Here is a 23,725-nt window from a genome sequence, read left to right as displayed (position 1 = left end):
CCATGTCCAGCGCCATGTCCAGAGGCGCGTCCTCCGGCGTGTCCCCAGGTATGTCCACAGGCATGTCGCCCCCTTGTCCGTCGTCCCGCCCGGTCTCCTCAGTCTCGCAGCGCCTCCTCCATCACCGCGCGTGCGATCGGCGCCGCGGTCCCGCCGCCGCTGATGTCCGCGCGCCCGGCCGCCGCGTCCTCGACGACCACCGCGACCGCCACGGCGGGACGGACCGTGTCCTCGGCCTGCGCCCAGGCGATGAACCAGGCGTGCGGCAGAGCGGAGTTGTCCACCCCGTGCTGGGCCGTCCCCGTCTTCCCGCCGACCGTCACCCCGGGAATGCCCGCCTTCGTCCCCGTACCGTCCCTGACCGCCTCGACCATCATCTGCCGTAGCTGCTGCGCCGTGGCCGGGCTCATCGGCCGCCGGTACATCCGCTCGCCCGTACGGGACACGATGTCGCCGTCCGCGGTGGTGATCCGGTCCACCAGATAGGGGTGTCTGAGGTCCCCGCCGTTGGCGACCGCCGCCGCGACCATCGCCATCTGGAGCGGAGTGGCCCGGGTGTCGAACTGCCCGATGGAGGACAGCGCCAGCTCGTCGTCGCTCATCCGCGTGTCGAAGTGGGAGGCGGCGACCCGGGAGGGGATCGTGAGCCCGGCGTCGTTGAAGCCGAACCTCTCGGCGGTACGCACCATCCCGGCCAGCCCGACCTTCACCGAGAGCCCGGCCATCACCGTGTTGCAGGACCATTTGATCGCGTACGCGAGCGACGCCCCGCCGCAGCCGACCGCCTCGTTGGGCAGTCTGGTCCGCGTCCCCGGCAGGACGAACGGTTCCCCGATCCCGGTCGGGGCGTCGGCTTCCCTGACCGTCCCCGACTCCAGCGCGGCCGCCGCCGTCACGATCTTGAACGCGGAACCGGGCGGATAGGTCTGCCGGATCGCCCGGTTGAGCATCGGCTGGGTGTCCTGCCCGGTCAGCCGGGTCCACGCGCCGGTGACCCCGCTGCCGGTGCCCGACAGCCGCCCCGGATCGTACGAAGGACTGCTGACCAGCGCCAGGATCCGGCCCGTCGTCGGCTCGATCGCCGCGACCGCGCCCCGCCGCCCGGCGAGTCCGTCGTACGCGGCCCGCTGCATCGACTCCTTGATGGTGGTGACGACCGTGCCGCCGGGCTGCCGGCTGCGGGTGAGGTCGTTCCAGAAGGGGAGGGGCGCGAGCATCGGCTCCGTACCGGAGAGTACGTCGTCCTCGGCGCTCTCCAGCAGTGTCGTGCCGTACGTCTGGGATGCGTAGCCGGTGACGGGCGCGTACAGCGGTCCCTGGGTGTAGCCCTGCTCGTAGCGCAGCAGCTCCCGGGTGTCCTTGGGACGGGTGACCGTCTTGCCGTCGACGATGATGTCACCGCGCGGCTGGGCGTAACGGAGCACGGAGGCACGGCGGTTGGCGGGGTTCCTGTCGAGGGAGTCCGCCTCGATGATCTGGATCCTGACCGCGTTGAGCAGCAGGGCGACGAGGAGCAGCAGACAGAAGAGGGCGGTGCGCCGGATATGGCGGATCACTGGTCGTCCTCGCGGATCAGCGGGCGTCCTCCAGGGTCCAGGATCGCGGGTGCCACGACTCCCGTCTCCTCGGACTGGGACTGGGACGGGGACAGTTGCTGGGGATGGGGATGGGGCTGGGGTTCGGACAGGGACTGTGACTGTGACTTGGACTGTGACTCGGGCCCGGACCCGGGGCGCGGGCTGCGGGCCGAGTCACTGAGCCGGATGAGCAGCGCCACGATCACCCAGTTGGTGACGACCGACGAGCCGCCCTGGGCGAGGAACGGCATGGCCATACCGGTGAGCGGGATCAGCCCCATCACCCCGCCCGCGATGACGAACACCTGGAGGGCGAGGATCGAGGCGAGCCCGGTGGCGAGCAGTCGTCCGAACGGGTCGAGCAGCACCAGCCCCGTACGGTAGCCACGGGCGACCAGCAGCGCGTACAGCATGAAGATGGCGGCCAGTCCGACGAAGCCCAGCTCCTCGCCCGCGGTGGCGAGGATGAAGTCCGACTTGGCGGCGAAGCCGATCAGGATGGACTGGCCCTGGCCGAGCCCCGTACCGAACAGCCCGCCGGCCGCGAACGCGAAGAGCGACTGGGCGAGCTGGCCGGGTCCGCGCCCCTCCTCGATGGACGCGAACGGATGCAGCCAGTCCTCGACCCTGCTGTGCACATGCGGCTCCAGCGAGCCGACGGCGAAGGCGCCGACCCCGGCGAGCAGCAGCCCCACGGCGATCCAGCCGGTGCGTCCGGTCGCCACATAGAGCATGATCACGAAGAGCCCGAAGAAGAGCAGCGAGGTGCCCAGATCCCGTTCGAGGACGAGGACCATCACACTGATCAGCCAGATGGCGACGATCGGTCCGAGGACTCTGCCGGTGGGCAGATGGAGCTTGCGGATCCTGCGCCCGGTGTAGGCGAGGACATGGTGGTTGGCGGCGAGATACGCGGCGAAGTAGACCGCGAGCAGGATCTTGGCGAACTCACCGGGCTGGAAGGAGAGCCCGCCGAACCGGATCCAGATCTTGGCCCCGTTCACGGCGGGATAGAAGATCGGCACGATGAGCAGCACCAGCGCGGTGGCGACCGAGAGATACGCGTAGCGCTGGAGCGCGCGGTGGTCGCGCAGGAACACGACGACGGCGATGAACAGCGCGACGCCGAAGGTGGACCACACCAACTGGGTCGGCGCCGCGATGCCGTTCGGGGTCTCCAGGTCGAGCCGGTGGATCAGCGCCAGGCCGAGACCGTTGAGGAGCACCGCGATGGGGAGCAGCAGGGGGTCCGCGTACGGCGCGCGCAGCCGGACCGCGATATGGGCGAGGAGGGCGAGCACGCCCAGCCCGACGCCGTACCGGACCGCGCCGGGCGGCAGCGTGCCGTACTTGCCGAGGCCGACAGCGACATAGCCGAAGACGGAGATGAGGACGGCGCAGACGAGGAGGGAGAGTTCGACGCCGCGGCGCTTGTGGAGGCCGGGCTCGGGCGGGGGAGTGTCCCCCGTCGTTGCGGTCATGGATCGAAACGTAGCAAGGCGGCATGCCTTATGTCCGTTTATGCGGAGTCGTAAAGCATGCCGGGCTCACTTCGGGCGGATGCGGGTGTCAGCTCGGGGCGGGGTACGGGGGCGGGCGCGGGGCTGGAGGCGGGGCTGGTGGCGGGGCCGGGCGCGGAGCCCGTGGTGGTCCGTACGGCGCCGGTCGCGGCGAGGGGTGTGCGGGCGAGGAGGGTGCGGGCGAGGGGTGTGTGGGCAAGGGGTGTGCGGGCGAGAGGTGTGCGGCGGGGCGCGGTGTCAGCACCAGTGCGGTGTCTCGCCGAGGCTGCGGATGTACTTGGCCGATCCCCAGGCCCAGCTGCCGTCGGCGAGGAGGTACCAGCGGTTGTTGCCGTCCACGTTGCCGCCCTCCACCTTGCAGAAGATACGGACGATGTCGCCGTACTCCAGTTCGCCGACGACCCTGCTGCTGCGCGTCGGCTTGTCCCGGAGGAGGAGACCGGTCCTGGCGACGACCTTGCCTCTGTATCTGCCGCCCGCCTGGTCGCCGCCGCCTCCCTGGGCGCCCGTCTGAGGCTTCCCGGGCTCGGACTTCCCGGGCTCGGACTTCCCCGGCTCGGACTTTCCGGGTTCCGGATTCCCGGCCTCCGCCTTCCCGGGTGGATTGTCCGCAGGGTCGGTGGTCGCGGACACGGCGACGGTGGGCTCGGCGAACGCGGACGCGGCGAAGGCGGGTGTGGCGGAGACCGTGGCGAGAGTCGTGGCGGCGAGCGCGGAGACGGTGAGGACGGCGGCGGTACGGCCGAGCGAACGCACGGGCATGGTGACTCCTGGGACCTGAGGGCGAGGAGCCGGTGATTCCGGCATATGACTCGCGTGGTTCACGCTAGGTTCGCTACTCAATGTCCGCAATCGCTGACTCTGGGTGTTCGTACCATCCGGCTCCGACAGGACTCCCATGGGGTTCTCGACGCGTTCCCGATGGGTTACCGGTGGATCCCCGCCGGACTTGCCGCCGGCCTTGCCGCTGGGCTGCCGTGGGCTCCGGTGGGGCTCAGTGCTGGTGGGGGTTCCGCTGCGCCGTCCGGTCGTACGCGGCGTTGCCACCCGTCTGGCCGGTGCTCTGGGCGAGCAATTGGTCCGCCTGCTCCTTCGTCACCTGCTGCTCGGCGCCGCAGAACGTGCACTGGGTCGCGTACTTGGTGGAGAACGCGAAGAGCGGCACGAAGAACAGCGTGAACTTGGTGACGCGTTTCTTGAGCGTGTGCGCGGAGGGGTTGCCGCAATGGCCGCAGACCAGCGTCAGTATGGCCAGTTGGTAGAGATAGCCCTTGGTACCGAAGATGATCATCTGAGCGATTCCTTCCGCGAGAGACGCGCCCGGCGCGGGAGCGTCGGGGAGAGTCTGCTCCCTCTACCCAGATTGCCGTACGGAGATGACGGCGGCGGTGGCGGGCGGCGGGCGGTGCGGTGGCGGGAGCCGTGGCGGCACCCGGCGGGCGCAGCGGTGGCGGGCGGCGGGCGGGGTGACCTATTGCCTCCGCGGGCCCGTGACTGTTCCCATGGTGGCAGTGGGGGTGAGGTGGCATGACGATCCGATTACGGGTCACGCCGGTCCGTTTCCGGGGCCGCGACCGGCTCTTCGTGAGCAGGCCGGACGGCACGGCCGTCGCCTGGTACGACAGCGCGGCCGACGCGGGCGGCTCGGCCGACGCGGCCGGTGCGGACGGCTCGGCCGGTGGGCGGATCAGTGTGCTCCCCGGGGCGGCGCGCGAGGATGTGCTGGCCGCGCTCGCGCCGTACATCACCGGCGAGGTGGCCGTCGGGCCGCCGCCGATACCGACGCCGGCCGATCTGGACCGGCTCTCCCTCCACCCGGACGACGACCTCGCGCCCAACCGTCCGGGCGAGGCGCTCCACGCGGAACTGGACGCGTTTCCGGCGTCCGAGCCGCGTGGGTGGTTCCGCCGGGGCACCTGGCCGGCGGACCCGTATCACGGGGATCCGCGAGCCGGAGAGCTCCTCGCCCAGCGACTCCTCGGTGACCACCTCGACCGGCTGGAGGGCGCGGGCTGGCGGGTGCTGCACTCGATACCGCTTCCCGGGGCCGGCGCCGGCGCCCGTATCGATCATCTCGCGATCGGCCCGGCCGGCGTCCTGGCCGTACGTACCCTCGCCGCGCGCGGGCGGCGGGTCCGTATCGCCGACCCCATGGTCCGTACGGGCCGTGCCGAACCGCGGCCCGAACTCCGCTGGACCCGCCGCGCGGCCGAGCGCGCCTCGTTCGCCCTGGCGACCGCCGTACGTCCGGTCCTCGCGGTGGTCGAGCCGTCCCGGCGGGGCGCGCTGCCGTCCCCGCCGGACGTACGGATCCTGCGGGACGCCGAGATCCCGACGCTGGCGTCCCTCGGGGGCGTACTCAAACCGGCGGACATCGAGGCCCTGTACGCGACGGCCCGCGACCGCCGCACATGGCTGTCGGTGTAGCGGCGCGAGACAGTCAGGGGCTACGTCTACGTCCCCGCGTCCCTGAGGTCTCCTACATCCCTACATCCCTATTGTCCCTACGTCTCGGGCAGCGGTCCGGCGTGGCCGGGGTCGAGGAGCGGGGCGAGGAGGTCTCCGTACCGCTCCAGCCGCCCGGCGATGTCCGTGGACCGGAAGACGAGGTCCTCGGCCGCCGTGCAGTCCGTGATCTCGTCCCAGGTCACCGGGGTGGAGACGGTCGGCTCCCGCCGGGCCCGCAGGGTGTAGGGCGCGGCGGTCGTCTTCGCCGCGGCGTTCTGGCTGTGGTCTACGAAGACCTTCCCCGGGCGCAGCGAGCGGGCCATCCGGTGGACCACCCGCTCCGGCAGGGCCGCCTCCGCCTCGACGGCCAGGCCCTTCGCGTACGCCGAGACATCGGCCGACGGCGTCCGCTCCAGCGGTACGAGGAGATGGAGCCCCTTCGAGCCGGAGGTCTTCGCGTAGCTCTCCAGGCCGTCCTCGCCGAGCCGCTCGCGCAGCCAGCGCGCCACCGCGCAGCACTCCACGACGGTGGCGGGCGCACCCGGGTCCAGATCGAAGACCAGCCGGTCGGCGTGGCCGGGGGTATCGGCCTGCCACTGGTGCGTATGGAACTCCACGACCAGATTCGCCGCCCACATCAGCGACGGCAGATCCTCCACCACCACCTGCCGGCCGCTGTCCGCCGTCTTTCTGGGCACCTCGGCGACCCGTACCCAGTCGGGGGTCCCGGGCGGCGGGTTCTTGGTGAAGAAGACCGGGCCGCCCGGCCCGTCCGGGTAGCGCAGGAAGGAGACGGGGCGATGGGCGAGATGGGCCACGAGAGGGCCCGCCGTTTGGGCGTAATAGTGCAGGATCTCGCCCTTGGTGGTGCCGGTGGCGCCGTACAGCACCTTCTCCAGATTGCTGAGCGAGAGGCGCCGCCCCTCCACCACTGTGATCGGCGTCATACGATGAGAATCCCATAAATCTCACGATTCACGGATGAAAGGGATGGAACGTGCGATCGATATGGAACGGCGCGATCTCCTTCGGGCTGGTCAGCATTCCGATCAAGCTGGTGAACGCCACCGAGAACCACTCCATCTCCTTCCGTCAGATACACAAGGAGGACGGCGGCCGTATCCGCTACCGCAAGGTGTGCGAACTGGACGGCGAGGAGCTGTCGGCGGCGGAGATCGGCAAGGGGTACGAGGACGCGGACGGCTCCATCATCCCGATCACGGACGAGGACCTGGCGTCGCTGCCGCTGCCCACGGCGAAGACGATCGAGATCGTGGCGTTCGTCCCCGCGGACTCGATCGACCCGCTCCAGATGGACGCGGCGTACTACCTCGCCGCGAGCGGCGTCCCCGCCGCCAAGCCGTACACGCTGCTGCGCGAGGCGCTCAAACGCAGCAAGAAGGTCGCCATCGCCAAGTTCGCCCTGCGGGGACGTGAGCGGCTCGGCATGCTGCGGGTGGTCGACGATGTCATCGCGATGCACGGTCTACTCTGGCCGGACGAGATCCGGGTCCCCGAGGGCGTGGCGCCCGAGACCGGAGTGACCGTACGGGACGCCGAACTCGACCTGGCCGACGCCCTGATGGACACCCTCGGCTCGGTCGAACTCGACTCCCTGCACGACGACTACCGCGAGGCGGTCGAGGAGATGATCGCGGCCAAGGCGGAGGGCGAACCGGCACCGGCGCGCGAACGGGCGGAGGGCGGCGGCGGCAAGATCCTCGACCTGATGGCGGCACTGGAGAACAGCGTGCGCGCGGCGAAGGAGGCACGCGGGGACGGGGGCGCAGGCGACGTCGCGGAGGTCACCCAGCTGCCGGACCGCAAGCCGAAGGAGCCGAAGAAGGCCGCGGCGAAGAAGACCACCCCCGCGAAGAAGACGGCGGCCAAGAAGACCACGGCGAAGAAGACCCCCGCCAAGAAGACCGCACCCGCCAGAAGCAAGCGCTCCTCCGCCTGACCTCCCCGCCCGCCCCGCGTCCCCCCGGAAATACCTGTTCACGGCCACCCCGCGGAAGCTGGTAGGGTTTCACCCGTCGCCACCACAGCGATACGCCCCCGTAGCTCAGGGGATAGAGCAACGGCCTCCGGAGCCGTGTGCGCAGGTTCGAATCCTGCCGGGGGCACTCCGCAGCAACCAGGGTGATCAAGATCCTGACCTGCGCGGGTGCCTGATTCAGAGAGCCGGACTCAGTCCCACTGAGTCCGGCTCTCTGTCGTTGTCACGCACTGGTTGTGTGTGAGCGGCGTGTGAGCCACAGGCAGGTCACACGCGAGGCGAGCTCCAGCCCATTGCTTGCTCGATCTTCTTGTTGTTCAGCTCCTCGTGTCCGTCGATGCAGCCTTCGTAGCGGCGGTGGATGACCTCCGGGGAGTTCCCGGCTCGCCGGGCCACTTCGGCCACGGGAACCCCTGCGTTCAGCCAATTCGTGATGCAGGTATGCCGCAGGTCGTACGGGCGGCGACCGAGCAGGGACGACTCCTTGTCCGGCGGCAGGGCGAGCGGTCTCGCTTCCTGCCATACGCGCCAGTAGCTGGACGTTCCCAGCACGTCCCCGCGCTCATTGGCGAACAGTCGGCCGTCCTTGGCCGTACCGAATTCCTGGACGTGTGCGAGAAGCATCGCGACCAGGACCGGCGGGATGGGTACGGGGCGGTCTGCCTTGGCATCCCGTGACTTGAGTCCGCGCCTGTCGTGGCGCTTGCCCGTGTCGGTCCACTTCTTGCCCGAGACGGGGCGTGTCTCGCGCAGGGTGAGGGTGCCCCATCCCTGCTCTGGCAGGTGGCAGTCCTCGAACCGGAGCCCGACAGCTTCCGCCGGCCTCATCGCCGCGTAGAGCTGACAGGCGAAGAATGCGACCAGCCGTCGGCCACGGTTGCGGTGGACCGATCCGACGTAGGAGACCGCGGTGAGGAGTTGTGCGCCCTGCGCCTGGTTGACCAGGACCCGAGGGTCAACCACATCGTGGGTCTTGGAGCCGGAGCGCTTGATGCCGGCGAGAGGGTTGCTGTCCACATAGCCCGCTTCGATCGCGTACTCCATGGCAGTGTTGAATCCACGGCGGCGACGCTTATACGTCTCGCCTGCTGCTGGACTGTCGTCCAGCTTGAACGACAGCCGGTAGTTGACCTCTCGTATGACTTTGGCATCAGTGAGCGCGGACAGGGGCAACGAGTGCCGTCCCAGCCACGAACAGGCGGGCGACAGATACTCGGGAGGCTCTTCATCCTCGTGCGCAGGTACGACGTGCCACCGCATCGCCGCGCGCACGTCTTCCAGCGCGGGCGGTTTCGCCGCGTCACCCATCATGGCCAGCGCGACCGTGGCGAGACTGTCCGCCAAGCCTTCCCGCGTCTTGGCGGCTGTGGCGCGCCAACGTACTGACATGTACTCGCGGGAGAAGTCCCACCAGGACGGATCGGGACGGGCGTTCTTCTTTGCCTCGGCGGCTCGCAGCTCGGATTCCGGCAGGCCCGTGTCGACGTCGAATGCCTCCCCCTTGCGCATGGCCTTCCGTAGATCAGACTGGCGAGTCTCAGCTAGCGCCACGGTGGCGAAGGTCGCGTGCTTGACCTTCCCAGCGACCACCCAGCGGAGCTGGTACGGGGCCTTCTTGCTGGTGATCCTGCTGATCTTCCACACACGTACGTCGGTGGAAAGGGTGTGCTCTTGAGCCTCGGACGGGCCCTCAGAACTGTGAGAGCCCGTCCGATCGGTCTTGCGGTGGTTCACGCAGCTTCCTCCATGCCCGCGATCCACCGATCCAGTTCGGAGCGACGGATGCGAACGGCGCCGTTCGGGAGCTTGATGGCCTTCGGGCCCTTCCTGCACTGCCGCCAGCGGTAGAACGTCGCTCGCGGCACGCCAATCTCTTCAATGACTTCGGGGATGGTCAGCATCTCGTCGCGAGCTTTGGCCACGACTCCTCCTTGGGGAGAGTGACGGGGTCTTTGTGCTGTGGGCTTTCTGTGGCGCGCGCCTGTCCGAGGTGTGGATTTCTGCGTCACAGCGTCACGTGCGTCATGCGGGGCTTTGACCTGGGATTTTGTGTGACGCAGTGGTGTGTGGGTGCGTCACCGCTGCGTCACGGGCTGCGTCACGGCGTGACGCTGTGACGCAGCGGTGACGCAGGGGCTGCCGTCTGCGTCACGCTCGTTGCGGCAGGTCAGGGGGCCGTTTTCCGTCGGGCGTGACGCTGTGACGCAGAGCGTCCCTACTTAGGAAAAAGAAGGGGGTGTCTGTAGTAGTGCGGTGCCCCTTCAGGCGTGAAGAAGGAGCCGCTGCGCGGCACGACCTTGGCGAGGCGTTCCGCCGGACAAGCAAGAGGAGCACCCGGCGAGGCGTGCTCCTCTTGCTTGTCCCCGTGACCGGCGGTGCCAGTCAGAACGCTGTCGCCTGCTCGGGCGGTGGCGGTGCGCCCTGCCGGGTCATTTCGAGGTAGCGGCCTTCGCGGGTGCGACCGCTGTCGATGAGTACACCCCGGGCCGCGAGGGTGGGCTGGAGGCGTTTGAGGCGGTCGGAGAGGACTTTGCCGGTGGTCGGCCAGCCTTTGGGCAGGGCGCGGAGTTCGTCGCCGTTGTAGCGGCGGCTCAGGGCGTGCAGCCACTCGGTCGACGTCATCCGTTGCTCGCCGCCGGGGGACATGGTCTCGGCGTGCTGAAGAACGGTCTGTGCCAGCAGGTCGCCTTCGATGACGTCGTCGTTGAGGTCGTCCAGGCTGGCCCGGTACGCGGCGAGAGCTCCGAGGCCGGTAGCGGTGTCGAGCTGTGCGCACAGGTGGGCGAAGTCCGCCATCCGCAGATCGGTGGGAGTCTCCGCCTTGGCGGCCCGGACCTTGACCGTGAGGTCCAGGAGCGAGCCGAGGATGACGGGCAGAACCTCGGCGTACTCCGCCCACAGCTCCGCCTCGGTCCGCCGGATGCGGGGACGCTCCAAGCGCAGGGGCAGCAGCCGTTCGGCAAGGTCGGGGCGGATGACCCCGACGTCGATGCCGGTCAGGAGCAGGGGGCGGCGGTAGCGGGCGCGGTGGACGTCCCCGTCGGTGAACAGGGCGCGCTTGACGGACTCGGCTCCGGTGACGATGCAGCACATGGCGTCGGACAGGTCCGGCGTCATGTGGGACAGGTTGTCGAGCGCGGTGACCCATCCGGCGGCCACGGCCGCGATCAGGTTCTCCTCGTCCTTCGGAGCCCGCCGCAGGTCGCCGCTCATGCCTTCCACGATCCGCACCAGCATCCGCCCGCCGGTCGACTTCCCCGCCCCCTGGGGCCCGGTGAGGAACGGGGCCGGGACGGGCACACCCGGTCCGAGACAGCCGATGAGCCACGCGATGGCAAGGCACTCGGTTTCCGCATTGGCGAAGTTGCACAGCCGCATCAGCAGGTCGATGCCCTTGCCGTCGGTGTCCTTGGCCGGCAGGGGCAGTTCCCCGGTGAGCTGGGTGCGCCTCCAGCACACCTCACGCGGATCCGGGACAGCGATGTCCCACCCGTTGGGGTGAATACGCACGGACCGGCCGTCGTTGCGGCCCAGGTCGAGCCACGTCGCCCCGTCGAACCCCGGGGCGACCCGGATGTGGACGGCCTGGGTGGTCTCGGTCAGCGCGAGCGCTTCGATCAGGTCCAGCGCCTCTTTGAGCGCGGTTCCGTTGAAGACGCCGTGCCCGTCCTTGAACAGGCCGACCATGAGTTCCTGCCGGTGGCTGCCCGTGGTGCCCTGGGAGCGGATCGGACGGGCCACGGGGTGGCCGTTCTTCTGCGCGTACACGGTGCCGTCGGCGGTGCGGAAGTACCGGAAGTGTGCTTGCGCATAGTCGGTGATGACCTCGCGCCCCGGAGTCTTCTCGTCGTCGGCCACAGCCCTACACCCCCAACGCCGTACGAGCATTGGACCATGCGATGGTGCAGTGCCGCAGGGATTCGCCCTTGGCCTGAGCGGCGGTGAACAGCCGTGCGACGTGGGAGTCGGTGAGGCACCCGCACCGGCCATGGGTGGACAGGACAGCGAGGAAGGTCCGGTACACGGTCGTATGGATCGCGCTGCTCGCCTGGGTGATGCGTTGCTCGGCCATGGCGATGCCGCGTTCCAGGTAGGCGGGCACGCGGTGGCGGCACTCCCCGCCCCCGACGGGCGCGGGTACCGTGATGACGACCGGCGTAGACCGGGCCGCGGCGGGCTCCGTTACGGCCAGCGCGCGCACGGCGTCGGGCAGCTCGGTCATGCGGCCGGTGCCGGGTCCGAGCCAACGGGCGTAGGACATGCAGGATTTGATGTCGACGTCGGACCGGACCGCGTTGCGTGAGCGCATGGTGCCCTGGTAGATCCAGTGCTCGCCGCGCGTGGTCGGCACGGTGCGGGTGGCGGGCAGGGTTGCGCGGGCCCAGGCGACGGCCGCCGCGTTGTCCAGGTCCACCACGGCCAGGCCCGCACCACCCGGGTGGTAGGCGACGGCCCCCGCCTCCCGCCACGCCGGCGCCCACGGCCGGGAGGCCAGTACGGCAGTGTCGGCCGTTGCAGCGGCCCATCCGTGACACGGAGCAGGGCAGACGCACGCACCCGCGCGCTTCATGTGCGGCCGGTCGCCGCACGCGGAACCGGTGCACGCCGGGCAGTTCCCGAACGGCAGCTTTCCCGCCCGCAGAGGCAGCACGGGGACACCTCGGACCGCCAACTCCAGGGCGGCGGTCAGGAAGGGACTGCTCATGCGGCGGCGCTCCTCTCGTGGGTGAGGAACTGCACGGCGATCCACTGGGAGTAGGCGGGCGGTACGGCCTTGCGGGCCTCCTTGTTGGTCATCCAGGTGCAGCCCATGGCGTCCGCGTACGCCCGCTCTCCCTTGTGCTCGAACGCCAGCAGGTCCCGGCGGTGCCAGCACGGGGGCAGCAGGTCTCCGCCGCCGCCCCATGAGGTCTCGAACGCCCGGTGCCTGCGCACATTGAGGCCGAACTGAGAGCCGCACAGCAGGTAGTCGGGCCGCAACGGCGCTTCGGGGACGTTCTCCATGACGTGGGGCAGGCCGGACGCGGCTAGGCGCTCACGGCCGGCGGCCAGCAGGTCAGGGTGACTGTCCGGGTCGCCGCGCCAGGCGGTGACGCGGGCGTACCGCTCGCACGGCCAGGACGCGTGGACCAGGTCGAACCCGTCCAGCGGGAACATGAGCGCATCGGCCTGGTGGAAGGCGAACGGGTAGTTCGGCTGGGGCCGGCTGTCGACGCCCGTCACGTCGAATCCCGCGAGGTAGTAGCCCATCGACAGGCCGCCCGCACCGCAGCACAGATCCAGCACTCGCAGGCCGTTGGGCCTGCGCAGCGGCAGCACACGCGCACTCATGCCGCCACCCCCAGCCGGACCGTGAGGAACGCGGCGCCGACGTGCTGCGCGTAGGCCGGGGGGATGCATTCGCGGATGCCGTCGCGGTTCATCCACGGCACGCCCATGACGCGGCGGGCCTGGTCGACACCGGAGAAGTTCCCGACATACTGGCCGTACCAGCCGGGCGGGACGGGGCGTCCCATCTTGGCCTGCGGCACGGTGTGGACGGGGTGGTGCGGGGCGGTCAGGACGAGTCCGCCGCCGGGCTCGAAGTAGCGGTGCCTGTACGTCTCCAGGCCGAACATGGGCCCGCACAGCATCACCGGTCCGCGCAGTTTCGGCAGCGCGCCCCTGACGTTCTCCATCACCCACGGGCGCCCGGTTGATTCCAGGGCGGCACGGGTGGGTTCGATCAGGTCCGGGTGGGCGCGGCCCTGGATGCGCTGGCACTCGCTGTCGTGCTGGCACGGTGGAGACGCGTGAATGACGTCGAACTCTGCGCCGTGCTCACGGATGAACGCCACCGCGTCGGCCTGGATGAAGCGGAAGGGATAGCGCGGCTGGGGGGCGATATCGACGCCGGTCACGTCGAATCCGGCCCGCTCGTATCCCGCGCTCGCTCCGCCCTGGCAGCAGAACAGGTCAAGTAACCGCGGCTTGAGCCTTGTAGGGGGCCGGGTGTCAGTGGGGTGGGGCATGCTGGTCTTCTCCAGTTCTGTTGAGTGGGCTGGGGGTGTGGGGCAGCCGCGTCTTTGGCGAGATGGGCGGCTGCCCCGGCTCGTAGGCACAGGAGGGGCGCAGTGACGACGGCATGGCTGGTGCTGGCCGTGGGCGATGACGATCGCCAGCACGGGGGCAACGACGGGTACGACGACGACCCGTCGCAGCACTACAGCTGGGACGACACGGTCCCCAACCACGGTCGTATCGCCGTGGGAGACGTGATCGCTCTGTGGGACAAGAAGCAGCTGCTCGGCCTCGGGGTGATTTCCGGGATCGAGACCGGGAGCGAGATCAAGACGCTCTACTTCTGTCCGGAGTGCAAGAAGGCCGACTTCAAGCGGCGCAAGCGACTGAAGCCGACGTGGCGCTGCAACAAGTGCCCCGCCCTGTTCGAGGTACCGGGCAGCAAGACCAGGCAGGTAGTCACCTACCGGTCCCGCCACGGCGAGACATGGATGGACGGGCGGGGCCTGCTTGCCGGCAACCAGCTGAGGGCTCTGTGTGACTCGCCTGACTCCCAGCTGAGCATGCGCCCCGCCCGGTGGGAGAAGCTGCGTGACGCTCTCCTCGCGGTCGAGGGGATCGATTTCAGCGACCTGGACCTGGATGAGGGCGGTGGCAGCGGGAAGCCGACAGGCGGCAGGGAGCGCAGGAGGATCGCGGGCGGGCACCGTATGTCGAACGTCCGCACGCGCGTGGGCCAGGGGCCTTTCCGCCAGCAGTTGCTGGACGACCACGGCCAGGCGTGCGCGTTCACCGGACCGGCACCGGCCGGGGCCCTACAGGCGGCACACCTGTACAGCTTTGCCGAGGAGGACGAGCATCACGACTGGGGTGGCCTGCTCCTGCGCAACGACATCCACAGCCTCTTCGACCGCGGTCAGATCAGCGTCAACCCCGACAGCGGGCGCATCGAGGTCGACGATGAACTCCTCGGCTACCCGGCATACGCCGAGCTGCACGGCAGGCCCCCCCTGGCCAGCCTGCGGCCTGAGCATGAGGTATGGCTCGCTGCCCACTGGCGCAAGCACCGGACCGCACGCGCGAGCGTGCCCGCCAGCCGGGCTCCGGAGGCTGTGTCCTAGAGATACGGGATGGCGTCGAGGATGACCCGCTGCTATCTCGTTTGTTGGGTGGATGAGGGCGGCCCCCGCTCGCCATAGCCTGGGGCCGCCCTCAGCGGTTGTGTGCTAGGCGCGGGTGATGACGATGGCGGTGGCGTCGTCGCGGTAGCCGTCATTGTCCGGCCGTGCTGCGGTGACGAGAGCGGTGGCGAGTGCCTGCGGATCGTCCTGGTGACTGCGTACCAGGTCCGTCATGGCGTCGTGGCTGACCTGGTCATGGACGCCGTCGGACGTGAGGATGATCAGCGGTTCCTTGATTCCGGCCGTGTAGACGGTGCCGATGGAGGCGCGGGCGAGTGATGTTCGCAGCCAGTTGTCATGCGCTCGCGCGATCTCCAGCGCGACTCCGTTGGCGCGGAGTTGCTTGCCGACGGTGTGGTCGTCGGTGTAGAGCTCCAGTCGTGTGCCGTTCCACCCGTAGGCGCGGGCGTCGCCGGTCCAGTTGACGACGGCGATGCCGGGTTCGGGGTAGAGGCGTGCGGCGACTGCGACGGCGTCCGCTTCCTCTCCGTCGGCGCCGGGGTCGGCGATCAGTTCGGATGCGGTGAGGAGTCCGGCGAGCGGTCCGCGGCGGGCGGAGATGCGGGCGGCGGTCTCGGCAAGGAGGGGGACCGTGGCGGATGTGTGGGGGCCGTGGCCGATGCCGTCGATCACGGCCGCGCCGACCGTGCCGTCCGCGAGCACGTAGACGCGGGCGGAGTCGGCGTTGTCGGCCGCGGTTCCCTCACGGGTGGCGACGCCGGTCGAGATGGTCTGTTGGATCTGATCAGGCTGGTCAGGCATGAGTGCCTTCCTCGCAATGGGGCCGGGCTGTCCGGCTCCCCACCGCGCCCGGCACGGGGCCGGGCGCGTCTGGGCAGTCGTCAGGCGGCGAGCGCCGGTGGCCGCTGCGGGGACAGTGCGTCCAGGAAGCGGGTGCGCCACTGGAGTGCGTAGGGCAGGCAGTTGGCGCAGTTTTTGTGAGTGGTGTGGCCAGGCAGGGGCGGACGCCGACGCGCGTGGTAGCTCCAGGCAAGGGAGTCAGCGGTGGCCATGAGGTGGCCGACCTTCTCCAGGCCGAGCATCTTGAAGCCGAAGCCGTGCAACCGGAGCCCGTGAGCGGCGAGAGCGGTGACGATGTCAGCTCCCTCGCGGGTTGACTGGCGTCGGCAGACCGAGCCCAGGCCGACCAGAGGTTCGGATGCCAGGTTCACACCGGCGCGCTCGTACAGGTCGATGCAGCTTTCGTAGTCCGGGAGTTCCCAGCCCTGCAACACGGGGATGATCGGCAGATCGGGGGCCAGTTCGCGGAGTTCGAGATAGTTGGCCACGGTGCGGCGCTGATGTTCCGCGACGCTGAGATGGGTGCCGGCAAAGGCCAGGGGTCCTGCCGTGCCGCCGTGGATGATGAGCGGTTCGCACATCCAGTCCTGCGGGGCAGCCCAGTCGAACGGCCCGACGCCTTCCCAGATGCGGTACAGATCATCAATGTACTGGCGCGGGGTGCGGGTCCAGCGGCCGTGGTTCTGGAGCTCCGAGAAACCGCCGGAGTCGACCGCGTACCGGCCGAGCGCGACCGGCAGGGTGCGGGCGGCGATGAAGTGCTCGGACTTCAGGAACAGAGGCACGTCGGTGAGCTTCACCCAGTGACGTTTGTGGGTCGTCAGATAGAACAGCACTGGCTCTCCTGACTTGCGACGGGACCGGGCTGTCCGGCTCCCCACCGCGCCCGACGTTGGCCGGGCGCGTCTGGGCAGCCGTCAGAAGGGCGGTTCGTCGCTGTACAGATGCCGGTCCCTGCGGAAGCGCAGAGGCAGACGCGGAAGGGGCAGCAGGACCCAGTACCGGTTTTCGTTCCAGCAGGGGCAGGGCTCCCAGTCGGTGCCTGCGTACTCGCCGGTCTCGGGATCGCCGTAGTCGCGGTTGTGCCCGCCGTCGCCCTCGCAGCGAGGGCAGTCGGGGCGGGGGGTGTCGGTGAGGAGGAGGGCGGGACGGGGCAGGTCGGTGTGCTGGATGCGGAGTCGCATCAGGGGGTCTCCTCGGTGCTCAGGAGTGGTTGAGGTAGGCGGCGGCTGTGTCCACGAACCTGTCGTGGGCGTGCATCGCCGCCTCGCGGGCCGTGGTGAGTTCGGCGTCGCTGGTGTCCGCTCCTCGCATGGCGTAGGTGGCGGTCACCATGGCGTCTGCGGCGGTACGGACGGCCGGGTCCGTGATGAGCAGGCGCAGTGACACGAGCGGGCGGGCGACTGCGGAGCGGGTCATGTGGGATTCGCTGCGGAGTTCCTCGTACCGCGTGGCTGGCGCGCCCTTGAGCCGGGCCCGGCCGCGCATCCACATGGCGCGGCGGTGGGCGGATATGGCGGTGGCGAGTTCGGTGACCGCGTTGAGTCGGTCGCGGCGTAACTGCCCATCGCGTGCGACGCGTTCGGCGCGGCCGGCGGTACGGAGCGAAAACCACCCGGAGGTGGCGGCACCCAGCAGGGTTCCGAGGATGGCGAGGGTGGTGGCGAGCATCGTTCCTCTGTGTTGAGTTGTGCTGGATGAGGGCGGCGTTCGGTACGCTCTGGACTGGTGGGCCGACCCGGTTGCTGCGGGTCGGCCCACCGGCGTCAGGGAGCGTCAGGGCTGGTGTCACGGGCTGGTGTCAGGGGGCGTGACACGTGCTCCCGTCTAGGGGTTTGGGTGTCACGGGGCCGTGACGGTGTCAGGTGTCAGGCGGGTGTCAGGGCGGGGACGATCCGCCACCGGCCGGTCTGGTTGGTCGGGGCCAGTCGGCCTTCGGCGGCGGCGTCCCGGAGCCGTGCGGAGACCCACGGGCGGCTGTAGCCGTTGGCGTCGCACCAGTCCATGAAGTCCTTCGGGCCGACCACCATCTGTCCGGCCGTCTCGAACTCGTCCAGGGCGCGGGCGAACAGTTCCCGTGCTTCGTCGGGGCTGGGCTTGCGGCCGGTGTCCTGGCCGAACATCGGGACGTCGTCCCCGTCCTGGACGGTGGGGAGGTCGTTCTCCGGGTCCATGGCCGCATCCTCCGGATCCATCAGGGAGCCGGTCGCCATGTCGTCGTCCTGGTCCGCGGGCACCTGCTGCTCCGTCTCGTCGGTGTCGGCGCGACGGCCGGTGTACGCGCGGCCCACGGCCGCCTTGGCGGCGCCGGCGGTGACCGGGTCGGCGGTGGCGCCGTTGCGCACGGCCCACTGGGCGAGCGTTTCCATGAGCGAGACGGCCTGGGTGGTGAACTGGCGGGTGCGGCCCGGCGATGCGTACCGCTCGGGGTCGATCCCGCCGGCCACGATGTAGCAGTAGCCGGGTCGCCGGTTGCCCCATGCCCCGGGGTGGGCGCCCTGGTCGATCACGGACTCCGGGAGGGAGAACCCCTCGTCACGGGCGTCGCAGCCGAGTGCGATCACGGACGGCAGGGAGGCCCGGGTGCTGGTGGACATCTGGTCGAAGGAGGGGCGCTGCAACGAGACGACCAGCGACACACCGGCTGAGCGGGCTTCCTGTGCGATGCCGGTGAACGCGTCGTCGCCCAGGGCGCGCAGGGTGTTCGCGGCCTCTTCCATCCAGGCGACCATGTAGGGCATGCCGGGGCAGCCGCACGGGGTGCGGTCGGGGCGGCAGGAGTGCGCCGGGTCGGTCTGCGTCTCCGCGGCCTGCGTGGTCCACTGCCGGTAGGAGTGCTTCCCGAGCCACCCGGTACGGGCAGGGATGACGCGCTGGAGCGCCTCCACCATGGCCTCTGTCCCGGCGCCCTGCTCGACGGCCCAGTCGTAGGCGGGAAGCAGCGGCCGGAAGTCCTGGAACGCCTTGGGGTCGGACAGCCACAGGATGACGTCGCGGCGGGACAGGATCTCCGTCTGAAGATTCAGGGCGGCGTCGCCCTTGCCGGAGCCGGTCCCGCCCGCGATCAGGAAGTGGCTGGCGTTGCGGCCGGCCTCCGGGTCGCCGGGCAGCCACACCACGAGCGGGGATCCGTCGTCGTACTGGCCGAGGACCAGCGGATCGGTGATCGAGCCGCCCGGGAGGGAGGGGCCGTCCCACTCCTGTGCCTGGCCGAGCATGTCCTTGGGGACGATGACCAGTTCGCCGCGGCGGGCCGAGTTGGGGTCGGGCTGGTAGCGCACCGCGGACTGCGGAAGGTCCAGTGCCGACGCGATCCGCACCAGGGCACGGGCCACATCGTCGTTGGTCTGCTCCCCGCCCTCCAGCGCCAGGTTGGCCGTGACGCGGTTCGGCTCGACCTGCGTCCGGCCGATCATGGCCTTGGCCAGGCCGACCTTGGCCAACAGGCTCTTGTCGCCGGACTCCGTGACCGGGGCACCGTCCGACGTGCGCAGCGCCATGCGGACGTTCCACGACAGGGCGAGCACCGCACCGCCCATGAGGTAGGTGTCGGGCAGGATCCCGGACAGCGGCCCGGCGAGCGCCGCCCCGGTCATCCACGCCGACCCGGCCGCCACGGTGATCGCGGAGTGCAGGCGGCGCTGGGCGCTGGTCTCCCGCCCGGCCCACCATGTCGCGCCGGTCAGGGCGACAGCGGACAGGGTCAGCCCGACACCGGCACCCACCGAATCGGCCCACAGCAGATGGGCACCGGACCCGGCGACGCCGACGCCGGCGACACCCAGCCACGGCGGCAGGTGCGGCTTGGCCCGGTGCAGGAGGTACGTGCTGATGGTGCCCTTGCTCGGCCAGCCGGTGTACTCATCGTTCTTCATCTTCTTCTCCGTCCTCTCCATATCGGATCCGTCCTGGTCGGCCCACCGGTCGGTCACTGCTGTGCCCAGTCCATCCGCCGCGGCTGCTGCGCCTTGCGGGCACGGTGACGGACCGCGTTGATCTCGCCCTCGTACTCCTGCTGGAAAGCGGCGTAGGTCGCGGCGGCGAGCTTGGCCGCGTTGCGCAGCTCGTCGGCAGCGCGCTGCATCTTCCGTGCGACCTTGAACGCGCGGATCTTCGCGCCGCCCATCCGGCCCTCCGGGTCCGGCACCGTGCTGAGCACGGCCTTCAGAATCTCCGCGCCCATGGCCACCTCGAACGAGAGCATCACGGCGGACGCGCGCAGGGTGTTGCAGTAGTCGCGGATCTGCGCCGGAGAGGAGAACTCCGGGGCGGGAAGCAGGCTCTCCGCGTGTGCCCGCGCCGCGGGGACCGTCGGGCCCTTCCGGCTGTTGTTCACGGTGACGTTGATCGGGGGTACGAATCCGCCGGCCAGCCCGCCGACGAAACCGCCGGCCGCCGCACCGGCGTTCGTGAACTTGTTTCCCTTGGGATTGCTGCTTGCCGTCACTGGCCTGTCCTCCGACATGTGGTGGTGCGGGCCGGTCTGTCCGGTCCTCTGCCGCCCCCGGGCCCGTGAGCCGGTACCGGGGACGACAGAGCACGGACGGTCAGCGGTTGTTGCGGACCTTGAGCGCGATCGTCAGACCGCCGCCGACCGCGGGAGCGGACGCGGCCACCATGGCGGCGACCTGGGCGAGCTGGAGCAGTACGGCGGCGGTGACCCACACGACCGCGCCCACACCGAACGCGCCCGCCAGGACCAGCGCCAGCGGACCGACAAACGAGCGCTGCTGCGGGTGGACGTGGACGACGACCACGGTCCGTGGATCGCTGCCAGCAGGGATCAGGTCCGCCGGGATGTGACCCGCGCTGATCTGAGCGTCAGGAGTCGGGGCACGCACGACATCTCCTCTCAGGTTGTGGGGTGGTACAGGAGTGCCCCGGGCCGGAGTCGAACCGGCGCCCTCGCGGCGAGACTGCCGGGGCTGTTGGGGTGGCAGGGGAGTTCAGGCGGCGCGCTGTTCTTCGAGATACGCGCACGTCACGCACATGCCGAGGGACGTCGGGATGCAGTAGCCCGCGTCCGTCCGGCACTCGGGACAGGTGCGGCGGGTGAGCATCGCCTTGGCGAGTGCGGCGGCGCGGCCCGGGGTCATGGGCCGGACCGGCAGAGCGCGGTCGAGGCGGTAGAGGTAGGCCACCCGGATTGCGGGGGGACTGCCGGGACGCCTGTAGCGGTTGGAGAACCACAGGAGTTGCGCGGCGGCGTCCTGTCCGCCGGGACGGAGTCCTTGTGCGCGGAGCTGCCGACGGGTGGCCAGGCCGGGCGGGGCCATGCGGAACAGGTAGGTGGGGATGCCGTGCAGGTCCCCGTCGGGGTCCCAGAACCTGTCCGCCATCACGCGACCGCCACGGTGTCATCCTGACGAGAACCGGTAACGGCGTTGTCGGCGGTGTGGTCGTCGCGGGCTTCCTTGCAGCGGGCCGCGACCCAGCCGGCGGACCATCCGGTCGCGTCGACCATCTGCCGCTGCGTGACTCCCTCGGACAGGCCCACGACGATCAGCGCGCGGGCCTCTTCCTCGCTCATGCGCCGCTCGTCACGGCCGGTCTGCTCACCCGTGCTCACGGGCGAGTGCAGCCGCTCACGAAGCTGAGCGGTCTCCTTCTCCAGCCGCTCACGCTCCGCCCTTTCCGCGGCTTCCCGACGCTCGCGTGCGGACCTCCGCTCGGCCTCGGCGCGCTCGCGCTCACGGACTGCTCGCGCCTGCTCATCGAGCTTCAGCTGACGCTCACGTGCGACCCTCTGGCGCTCGCGCTCCTCTTCGCGTTCGGCCGTCTCACGGGCCATCCGCGCGGCGTGGTCGCGCTCCTCACGGGCGATCCGGGCCTTGTGCTCGCGCTCCTCCCGGGCCTCTCGAGCAGCCCGCTCACGTTCCTCGCGGGCGGCCTTTTCGGCCCGTTCCTGTGCTTCCTGCGCGGCCTGCCGTTCGGCTTCCCGCTCCTGCCGGGCGAGCTGTTCCCGCTCGCGGTGAGCGGCTTCCTGAGCGGCGTGAGCAGCGGCCTGCTCACGGGCGATCCGGTCCAGCGCCCGACCGATCGCACGCCGGTAGGCGAGCCCCGCCTCGGCGGTGACGATCAGCAGAAGCGGCGCCACGGCGTGCACCGCGACGCCGACCAGGTCCCGCTTGAGCGCGCTGTCCCCCACATTGAGCAGCAGAGTCATGGCGCCCGTGAGCCACCGCAGTACGGCCGGCCAGCGCCCACCGGACCCACCGAGCCGGGAGACGACGGAGTCCAGCCGGATCACGATGACCACGGCCGCGTCCACCACCAGCGGCAGGACCGGCGCCGTCAGCTCCCAGCCCTCCGGTGTCACCCGCTGAACCAGCGGCGTAACCGTCAGGACAGAGAAAAGGACAGCCCCGGCGGTGATGGCCCAGGTTCCCGCCGACAGGACCCGCTCCGCGGAACGGATCTGATCGTCAGTGACAGCGACGGGATTCATGCCAGCGCACCCCCCACCGCGATCACAGCGGCCACGATCAGCAGCGCACCGGCCACGCACGTCAGGTCGACCGCGCGGCGCAGACCGGCGAACTTGACGACCGCGATCCGCGACAGCTCCGCGATGTGCTGCGCCCGCCGCTCCTCGGCCAGGTCGCTGCGGACCTCATCGGCGGTGAGCGTCGCCCACCGGGGAAAACCCACCGGCCGGTCGCCACCCAGGTTCGGGCGGACCGCCCGCAGCAGAACCGCCGCGGCAGCGACCAGCAGCACCACGCCCGCCCCGCCCACCACGTATGCGGCGACCGGAAGGGGGATGTCCTTGGCGACAGTCCACACACTGGCCAGCAGGGCACCGACGAACGCCAGCAGTAAGCCGGTCTTGTTGTCGGTCCGGGCGATCTCCGCCTTCACCTCCGCATGAGCAGCGGTCAGGCGGGTGTCCAGGGCACTCACTCGGCACCCCCCACGTGGTCGGGGTGCGCGGTGTATCCGGTCAGACGGAGGCGGGCGCCGGCGTAGTCGCCCCACACGGTCAGGACCCGTGTCCGCCCGCCGCTCTGCTCGCCGTAGGCCACCGTGCCGGAGTCGATGCCGAGGGCCGACCGCCACGCCTCGAACGCGGCGAAGTCCCCGTGGAACGACAGCTCCAGCCGGTTGGGGAAGATGGTGGAGACCCCGACGCTCGCGGCGGGCAGGGTGGGGAAGTCCGCGGCGAGCAGCCGCAGGGCCGCGAGCGGCGCGGCGATATCGGTCATCGTCGGCGTGCTCATGCCGCTGCTCCGTTCCGCAGCGGCCGGCGCCGGGCCGTAGCCCGGGACAGCGGGACGACGTTGAACAGGTCCGGGGCGAACGCCTCGATCGCCTCAGCCGCGACCTGACTCACCCGGTCCGGGAGCTCCGGCTCATCCGCGAGGATGTCCCGGGCCGCGTCCATGCGCGCGGCCCGCTCCATCTCACTCTCACCCTCGACACCCAGCCACAAGTCCAGCGGGGTACCGAGCGCCAGTTCCACGAACTCTCCGGGCGTGACAGCCGTATGACCGGCAACAATGATCCTCATGGGTCGTGCACTCTCCTCAGAAGGTGGGAACGGCCCAGACCAGCGCCCCCGGAGTTGCAGCTCCGGGGGCGCACGCCGTTCGTGGGGTGGTTTCAGTTGGTTCCGGCGTTGTCCCGGCTCCGCTTGTTGGCCTCAGCGACCTTGCGCCGCATCTCGGCTGCCTCTGCTTCTGTCAGACTGCTGATCACAGGTCCCTCCAGTTCAGGTGCCTGTACTGCGCCGCCCGGAGTTACCGCTCCGGGCGGCGCGCTCGTTGGAACCAGCGAGATTGTCCGGCTCCCCTCAACCCCGCCCGTACGAGCCCCGCGAGGGACCCGGACGGGCGGAGGAGGCAACCGGCCGCAGCACTGCTGCGCAGGTAGACCCGACCCGCGACTCACCGGCTGTCCCGGTGCGCTAAGCGGCGGATCAGGTGATGACGCGATGGGCTTGCCGAAGTGCCGGTCCAGCACAGCGGCGCCTACCTATGTCGGCGGATCACGAGAACCTCCGGGATCAGGAGGGAAGAAGGGGCAGGGCTTCTACGGGCGGACCGTTGCCACGGCCGGCCAGTCCCGAGCCTCGAAGTCGGGCGCGCCATCGTCGCTGCTCTGGCGCGGTAGCAGGGCGGTCGTGCCGGGTGGCGCCCCCGAAGGGACGTTCTCCAGAGCCAGCACGTCAAGCACCGCCACGAACGTCACCCGGTCGTC

The 23,725-nt window shown here is 70.2% G+C and carries 26 protein-coding genes and 1 tRNA gene; 4 read left to right on the top strand and 23 right to left on the bottom strand.

Annotation, left to right across the window (positions count from 1 at the left end; all coding sequences use genetic code 11):
* Nucleotides 1–98 precede the first annotated feature (98 nt).
* The 4 genes from ACWGDX_RS21505 to ACWGDX_RS21490 form a co-directional block, all read right to left on the bottom strand.
* On the bottom strand, nt 99–1,556 hold the full coding sequence (locus tag ACWGDX_RS21505) for a penicillin-binding transpeptidase domain-containing protein (protein WP_453627830.1): 1,458 nt from the start codon (nt 1,554–1,556) through the stop codon (nt 99–101).
* A complete protein-coding gene (locus tag ACWGDX_RS21500; RefSeq protein WP_453627828.1) occupies nt 1,553–3,058 on the bottom strand; it encodes an FtsW/RodA/SpoVE family cell cycle protein in 1,506 nt (501 codons plus the stop codon). The genes ACWGDX_RS21505 and ACWGDX_RS21500 overlap by 4 nt, the downstream gene beginning before the upstream one ends.
* Before the next feature lie 276 nt (nt 3,059–3,334).
* Entirely contained in the window at nt 3,335–3,859 is a 525-nt protein-coding gene (locus ACWGDX_RS21495; RefSeq protein WP_453627826.1) for an SH3 domain-containing protein, read from the bottom strand.
* Between the two features lie 232 nt (nt 3,860–4,091).
* Nucleotides 4,092–4,388, bottom strand: coding sequence for a zinc-ribbon domain-containing protein (locus tag ACWGDX_RS21490; RefSeq protein ID WP_453627824.1), 297 nt, complete (start codon nt 4,386–4,388; stop codon nt 4,092–4,094).
* Nucleotides 4,389–4,624: 236 nt separating this feature from the next.
* On the opposite strand from ACWGDX_RS21490, the gene ACWGDX_RS21485 reads away from it, so the two are divergent.
* Nucleotides 4,625–5,524 carry a nuclease-related domain-containing protein gene (locus ACWGDX_RS21485; RefSeq protein ID WP_453627822.1) on the top strand — a complete coding sequence of 300 codons (900 nt, stop codon included), beginning with the start codon at nt 4,625–4,627 and terminating at the stop codon, nt 5,522–5,524.
* Between the two features lie 77 nt (nt 5,525–5,601).
* Here ACWGDX_RS21485 and ligD read toward each other — a convergent pair whose 3' ends face one another.
* Nucleotides 5,602–6,492, bottom strand: a complete 891-nt coding sequence (gene ligD / locus ACWGDX_RS21480; RefSeq protein WP_453627820.1) for a non-homologous end-joining DNA ligase — start codon at nt 6,490–6,492, stop codon at nt 5,602–5,604.
* Nucleotides 6,493–6,542: 50 nt separating this feature from the next.
* Between ligD and ku the strand changes: the two genes are divergently transcribed.
* Nucleotides 6,543–7,505, top strand: coding sequence for a non-homologous end joining protein Ku (gene ku, locus ACWGDX_RS21475; RefSeq protein WP_453627818.1), 963 nt, complete (start codon nt 6,543–6,545; stop codon nt 7,503–7,505).
* A gap of 94 nt (nt 7,506–7,599) precedes the next feature.
* Nucleotides 7,600–7,671, top strand: a tRNA-Arg gene (locus ACWGDX_RS21470).
* A 140-nt stretch (nt 7,672–7,811) separates the two neighbouring features.
* Here the strand turns inward: ACWGDX_RS21470 and ACWGDX_RS21465 are convergent.
* From ACWGDX_RS21465 to ACWGDX_RS21440, 6 genes are all read right to left on the bottom strand, one after another.
* Nucleotides 7,812–9,278: a tyrosine-type recombinase/integrase gene (locus ACWGDX_RS21465; protein ID WP_453627816.1), complete on the bottom strand. Its 1,467-nt coding sequence runs from the start codon at nt 9,276–9,278 to the stop codon at nt 7,812–7,814.
* On the bottom strand, nt 9,275–9,466 hold the full coding sequence (locus ACWGDX_RS21460) for a helix-turn-helix transcriptional regulator (protein ID WP_453627814.1): 192 nt from the start codon (nt 9,464–9,466) through the stop codon (nt 9,275–9,277). Before ACWGDX_RS21460 ends, ACWGDX_RS21465 begins: the two co-directional genes overlap by 4 nt.
* Before the next feature lie 460 nt (nt 9,467–9,926).
* Nucleotides 9,927–11,402, bottom strand: a complete 1,476-nt coding sequence (locus ACWGDX_RS21455; protein ID WP_453627812.1) for an ATP-binding protein — start codon at nt 11,400–11,402, stop codon at nt 9,927–9,929.
* A 4-nt stretch (nt 11,403–11,406) separates the two neighbouring features.
* The gene (locus ACWGDX_RS21450) at nt 11,407–12,249 is read right to left on the bottom strand and encodes a bifunctional DNA primase/polymerase (RefSeq protein WP_453627810.1); all 843 of its coding nucleotides are present in this window, start codon (nt 12,247–12,249) and stop codon (nt 11,407–11,409) included.
* Nucleotides 12,246–12,875: a DNA cytosine methyltransferase gene (locus ACWGDX_RS21445; RefSeq protein WP_453627808.1), complete on the bottom strand. Its 630-nt coding sequence runs from the start codon at nt 12,873–12,875 to the stop codon at nt 12,246–12,248. Before ACWGDX_RS21445 ends, ACWGDX_RS21450 begins: the two co-directional genes overlap by 4 nt.
* Entirely contained in the window at nt 12,872–13,555 is a 684-nt protein-coding gene (locus ACWGDX_RS21440; RefSeq protein ID WP_453627806.1) for an SAM-dependent methyltransferase, read from the bottom strand. The genes ACWGDX_RS21445 and ACWGDX_RS21440 overlap by 4 nt, the downstream gene beginning before the upstream one ends.
* Nucleotides 13,556–13,657: 102 nt before the next feature.
* On the opposite strand from ACWGDX_RS21440, the gene ACWGDX_RS21435 reads away from it, so the two are divergent.
* Nucleotides 13,658–14,665: an HNH endonuclease gene (locus tag ACWGDX_RS21435; RefSeq protein WP_453627804.1), complete on the top strand. Its 1,008-nt coding sequence runs from the start codon at nt 13,658–13,660 to the stop codon at nt 14,663–14,665.
* Between the two features lie 105 nt (nt 14,666–14,770).
* On the opposite strand, the gene ACWGDX_RS21430 is transcribed toward ACWGDX_RS21435, so the two are convergent.
* The 12 genes from ACWGDX_RS21430 to ACWGDX_RS21375 all read right to left on the bottom strand — a co-directional run bounded on the left by ACWGDX_RS21430 (nt 14,771) and on the right by ACWGDX_RS21375 (nt 23,036).
* Nucleotides 14,771–15,487, bottom strand: a complete 717-nt coding sequence (locus ACWGDX_RS21430; protein WP_453627802.1) for a hypothetical protein — start codon at nt 15,485–15,487, stop codon at nt 14,771–14,773.
* 80 nt (nt 15,488–15,567) lie between these two features.
* Nucleotides 15,568–16,362: a deazapurine DNA modification protein DpdA family protein gene (locus ACWGDX_RS21425; protein WP_453627800.1), complete on the bottom strand. Its 795-nt coding sequence runs from the start codon at nt 16,360–16,362 to the stop codon at nt 15,568–15,570.
* Between the two features lie 81 nt (nt 16,363–16,443).
* Nucleotides 16,444–16,710, bottom strand: a complete 267-nt coding sequence (locus tag ACWGDX_RS21420; RefSeq protein WP_453627798.1) for a hypothetical protein — start codon at nt 16,708–16,710, stop codon at nt 16,444–16,446.
* Nucleotides 16,711–16,729: 19 nt separating this feature from the next.
* Entirely contained in the window at nt 16,730–17,197 is a 468-nt protein-coding gene (locus tag ACWGDX_RS21415) for a hypothetical protein (protein WP_453627796.1), read from the bottom strand.
* Between the two features lie 197 nt (nt 17,198–17,394).
* Entirely contained in the window at nt 17,395–19,401 is a 2,007-nt protein-coding gene (gene traB, locus ACWGDX_RS21410; protein ID WP_453627794.1) for a plasmid transfer protein TraB, read from the bottom strand.
* A 53-nt stretch (nt 19,402–19,454) separates the two neighbouring features.
* On the bottom strand, nt 19,455–19,991 hold the full coding sequence (gene traA / locus ACWGDX_RS21405) for a plasmid transfer protein TraA (protein WP_453627792.1): 537 nt from the start codon (nt 19,989–19,991) through the stop codon (nt 19,455–19,457).
* Between the two features lie 82 nt (nt 19,992–20,073).
* Entirely contained in the window at nt 20,074–20,367 is a 294-nt protein-coding gene (locus ACWGDX_RS21400) for a hypothetical protein (protein ID WP_453627790.1), read from the bottom strand.
* A gap of 105 nt (nt 20,368–20,472) precedes the next feature.
* The gene (locus ACWGDX_RS21395) at nt 20,473–20,865 is read right to left on the bottom strand and encodes an RRQRL motif-containing zinc-binding protein (RefSeq protein ID WP_453627788.1); all 393 of its coding nucleotides are present in this window, start codon (nt 20,863–20,865) and stop codon (nt 20,473–20,475) included.
* On the bottom strand, nt 20,865–21,974 hold the full coding sequence (locus tag ACWGDX_RS21390) for a DUF2637 domain-containing protein (protein ID WP_453627786.1): 1,110 nt from the start codon (nt 21,972–21,974) through the stop codon (nt 20,865–20,867). Before ACWGDX_RS21390 ends, ACWGDX_RS21395 begins: the two co-directional genes overlap by 1 nt.
* Nucleotides 21,971–22,429 carry a Pycsar system effector family protein gene (locus tag ACWGDX_RS21385; protein ID WP_453627784.1) on the bottom strand — a complete coding sequence of 153 codons (459 nt, stop codon included), beginning with the start codon at nt 22,427–22,429 and terminating at the stop codon, nt 21,971–21,973. The genes ACWGDX_RS21390 and ACWGDX_RS21385 overlap by 4 nt, the downstream gene beginning before the upstream one ends.
* The gene (locus ACWGDX_RS21380) at nt 22,426–22,746 is read right to left on the bottom strand and encodes a hypothetical protein (protein ID WP_453627783.1); all 321 of its coding nucleotides are present in this window, start codon (nt 22,744–22,746) and stop codon (nt 22,426–22,428) included. Before ACWGDX_RS21380 ends, ACWGDX_RS21385 begins: the two co-directional genes overlap by 4 nt.
* The gene (locus ACWGDX_RS21375) at nt 22,743–23,036 is read right to left on the bottom strand and encodes a hypothetical protein (RefSeq protein WP_453627781.1); all 294 of its coding nucleotides are present in this window, start codon (nt 23,034–23,036) and stop codon (nt 22,743–22,745) included. Before ACWGDX_RS21375 ends, ACWGDX_RS21380 begins: the two co-directional genes overlap by 4 nt.
* Nucleotides 23,037–23,725: the final 689 nt, after the last annotated feature.

The sequence above is a fragment of the Streptomyces sp. NPDC055025 genome (assembly GCF_053608565.1).
The sequence above is the reverse complement of the archived record's forward strand: the minus strand, read 5'-3'. Positions and strand labels throughout refer to the sequence as shown.

Excerpts from the sequence above, each read along its gene's own strand:
- ACWGDX_RS21500 (WP_453627828.1), bottom strand. The coding sequence starts at position 3,058 with ATGACCGCAACGACGGGGGACACTCCCCCGCCCGAGCCCGGCCTCCAC.
- ACWGDX_RS21495 (WP_453627826.1), bottom strand. The coding sequence starts at position 3,859 with ATGCCCGTGCGTTCGCTCGGCCGTACCGCCGCCGTCCTCACCGTCTCC.
- ACWGDX_RS21490 (WP_453627824.1), bottom strand. The coding sequence starts at position 4,388 with ATGATCATCTTCGGTACCAAGGGCTATCTCTACCAACTGGCCATACTG.
- ACWGDX_RS21485 (WP_453627822.1), top strand. The coding sequence starts at position 4,625 with ATGACGATCCGATTACGGGTCACGCCGGTCCGTTTCCGGGGCCGCGAC.
- ligD (WP_453627820.1), bottom strand. The coding sequence starts at position 6,492 with ATGACGCCGATCACAGTGGTGGAGGGGCGGCGCCTCTCGCTCAGCAAT.
- ACWGDX_RS21450 (WP_453627810.1), bottom strand. The coding sequence starts at position 12,249 with ATGAGCAGTCCCTTCCTGACCGCCGCCCTGGAGTTGGCGGTCCGAGGT.
- ACWGDX_RS21445 (WP_453627808.1), bottom strand. The coding sequence starts at position 12,875 with ATGAGTGCGCGTGTGCTGCCGCTGCGCAGGCCCAACGGCCTGCGAGTG.
- ACWGDX_RS21440 (WP_453627806.1), bottom strand. The coding sequence starts at position 13,555 with ATGCCCCACCCCACTGACACCCGGCCCCCTACAAGGCTCAAGCCGCGG.
- ACWGDX_RS21430 (WP_453627802.1), bottom strand. The coding sequence starts at position 15,487 with ATGCCTGACCAGCCTGATCAGATCCAACAGACCATCTCGACCGGCGTC.
- ACWGDX_RS21420 (WP_453627798.1), bottom strand. The coding sequence starts at position 16,710 with ATGCGACTCCGCATCCAGCACACCGACCTGCCCCGTCCCGCCCTCCTC.
- ACWGDX_RS21415 (WP_453627796.1), bottom strand. The coding sequence starts at position 17,197 with ATGCTCGCCACCACCCTCGCCATCCTCGGAACCCTGCTGGGTGCCGCC.
- traB (WP_453627794.1), bottom strand. The coding sequence starts at position 19,401 with ATGAAGAACGATGAGTACACCGGCTGGCCGAGCAAGGGCACCATCAGC.
- traA (WP_453627792.1), bottom strand. The coding sequence starts at position 19,991 with ATGTCGGAGGACAGGCCAGTGACGGCAAGCAGCAATCCCAAGGGAAAC.
- ACWGDX_RS21395 (WP_453627788.1), bottom strand. The coding sequence starts at position 20,865 with ATGGCGGACAGGTTCTGGGACCCCGACGGGGACCTGCACGGCATCCCC.
- ACWGDX_RS21390 (WP_453627786.1), bottom strand. The coding sequence starts at position 21,974 with ATGAATCCCGTCGCTGTCACTGACGATCAGATCCGTTCCGCGGAGCGG.
- ACWGDX_RS21380 (WP_453627783.1), bottom strand. The coding sequence starts at position 22,746 with ATGAGCACGCCGACGATGACCGATATCGCCGCGCCGCTCGCGGCCCTG.
- ACWGDX_RS21375 (WP_453627781.1), bottom strand. The coding sequence starts at position 23,036 with ATGAGGATCATTGTTGCCGGTCATACGGCTGTCACGCCCGGAGAGTTC.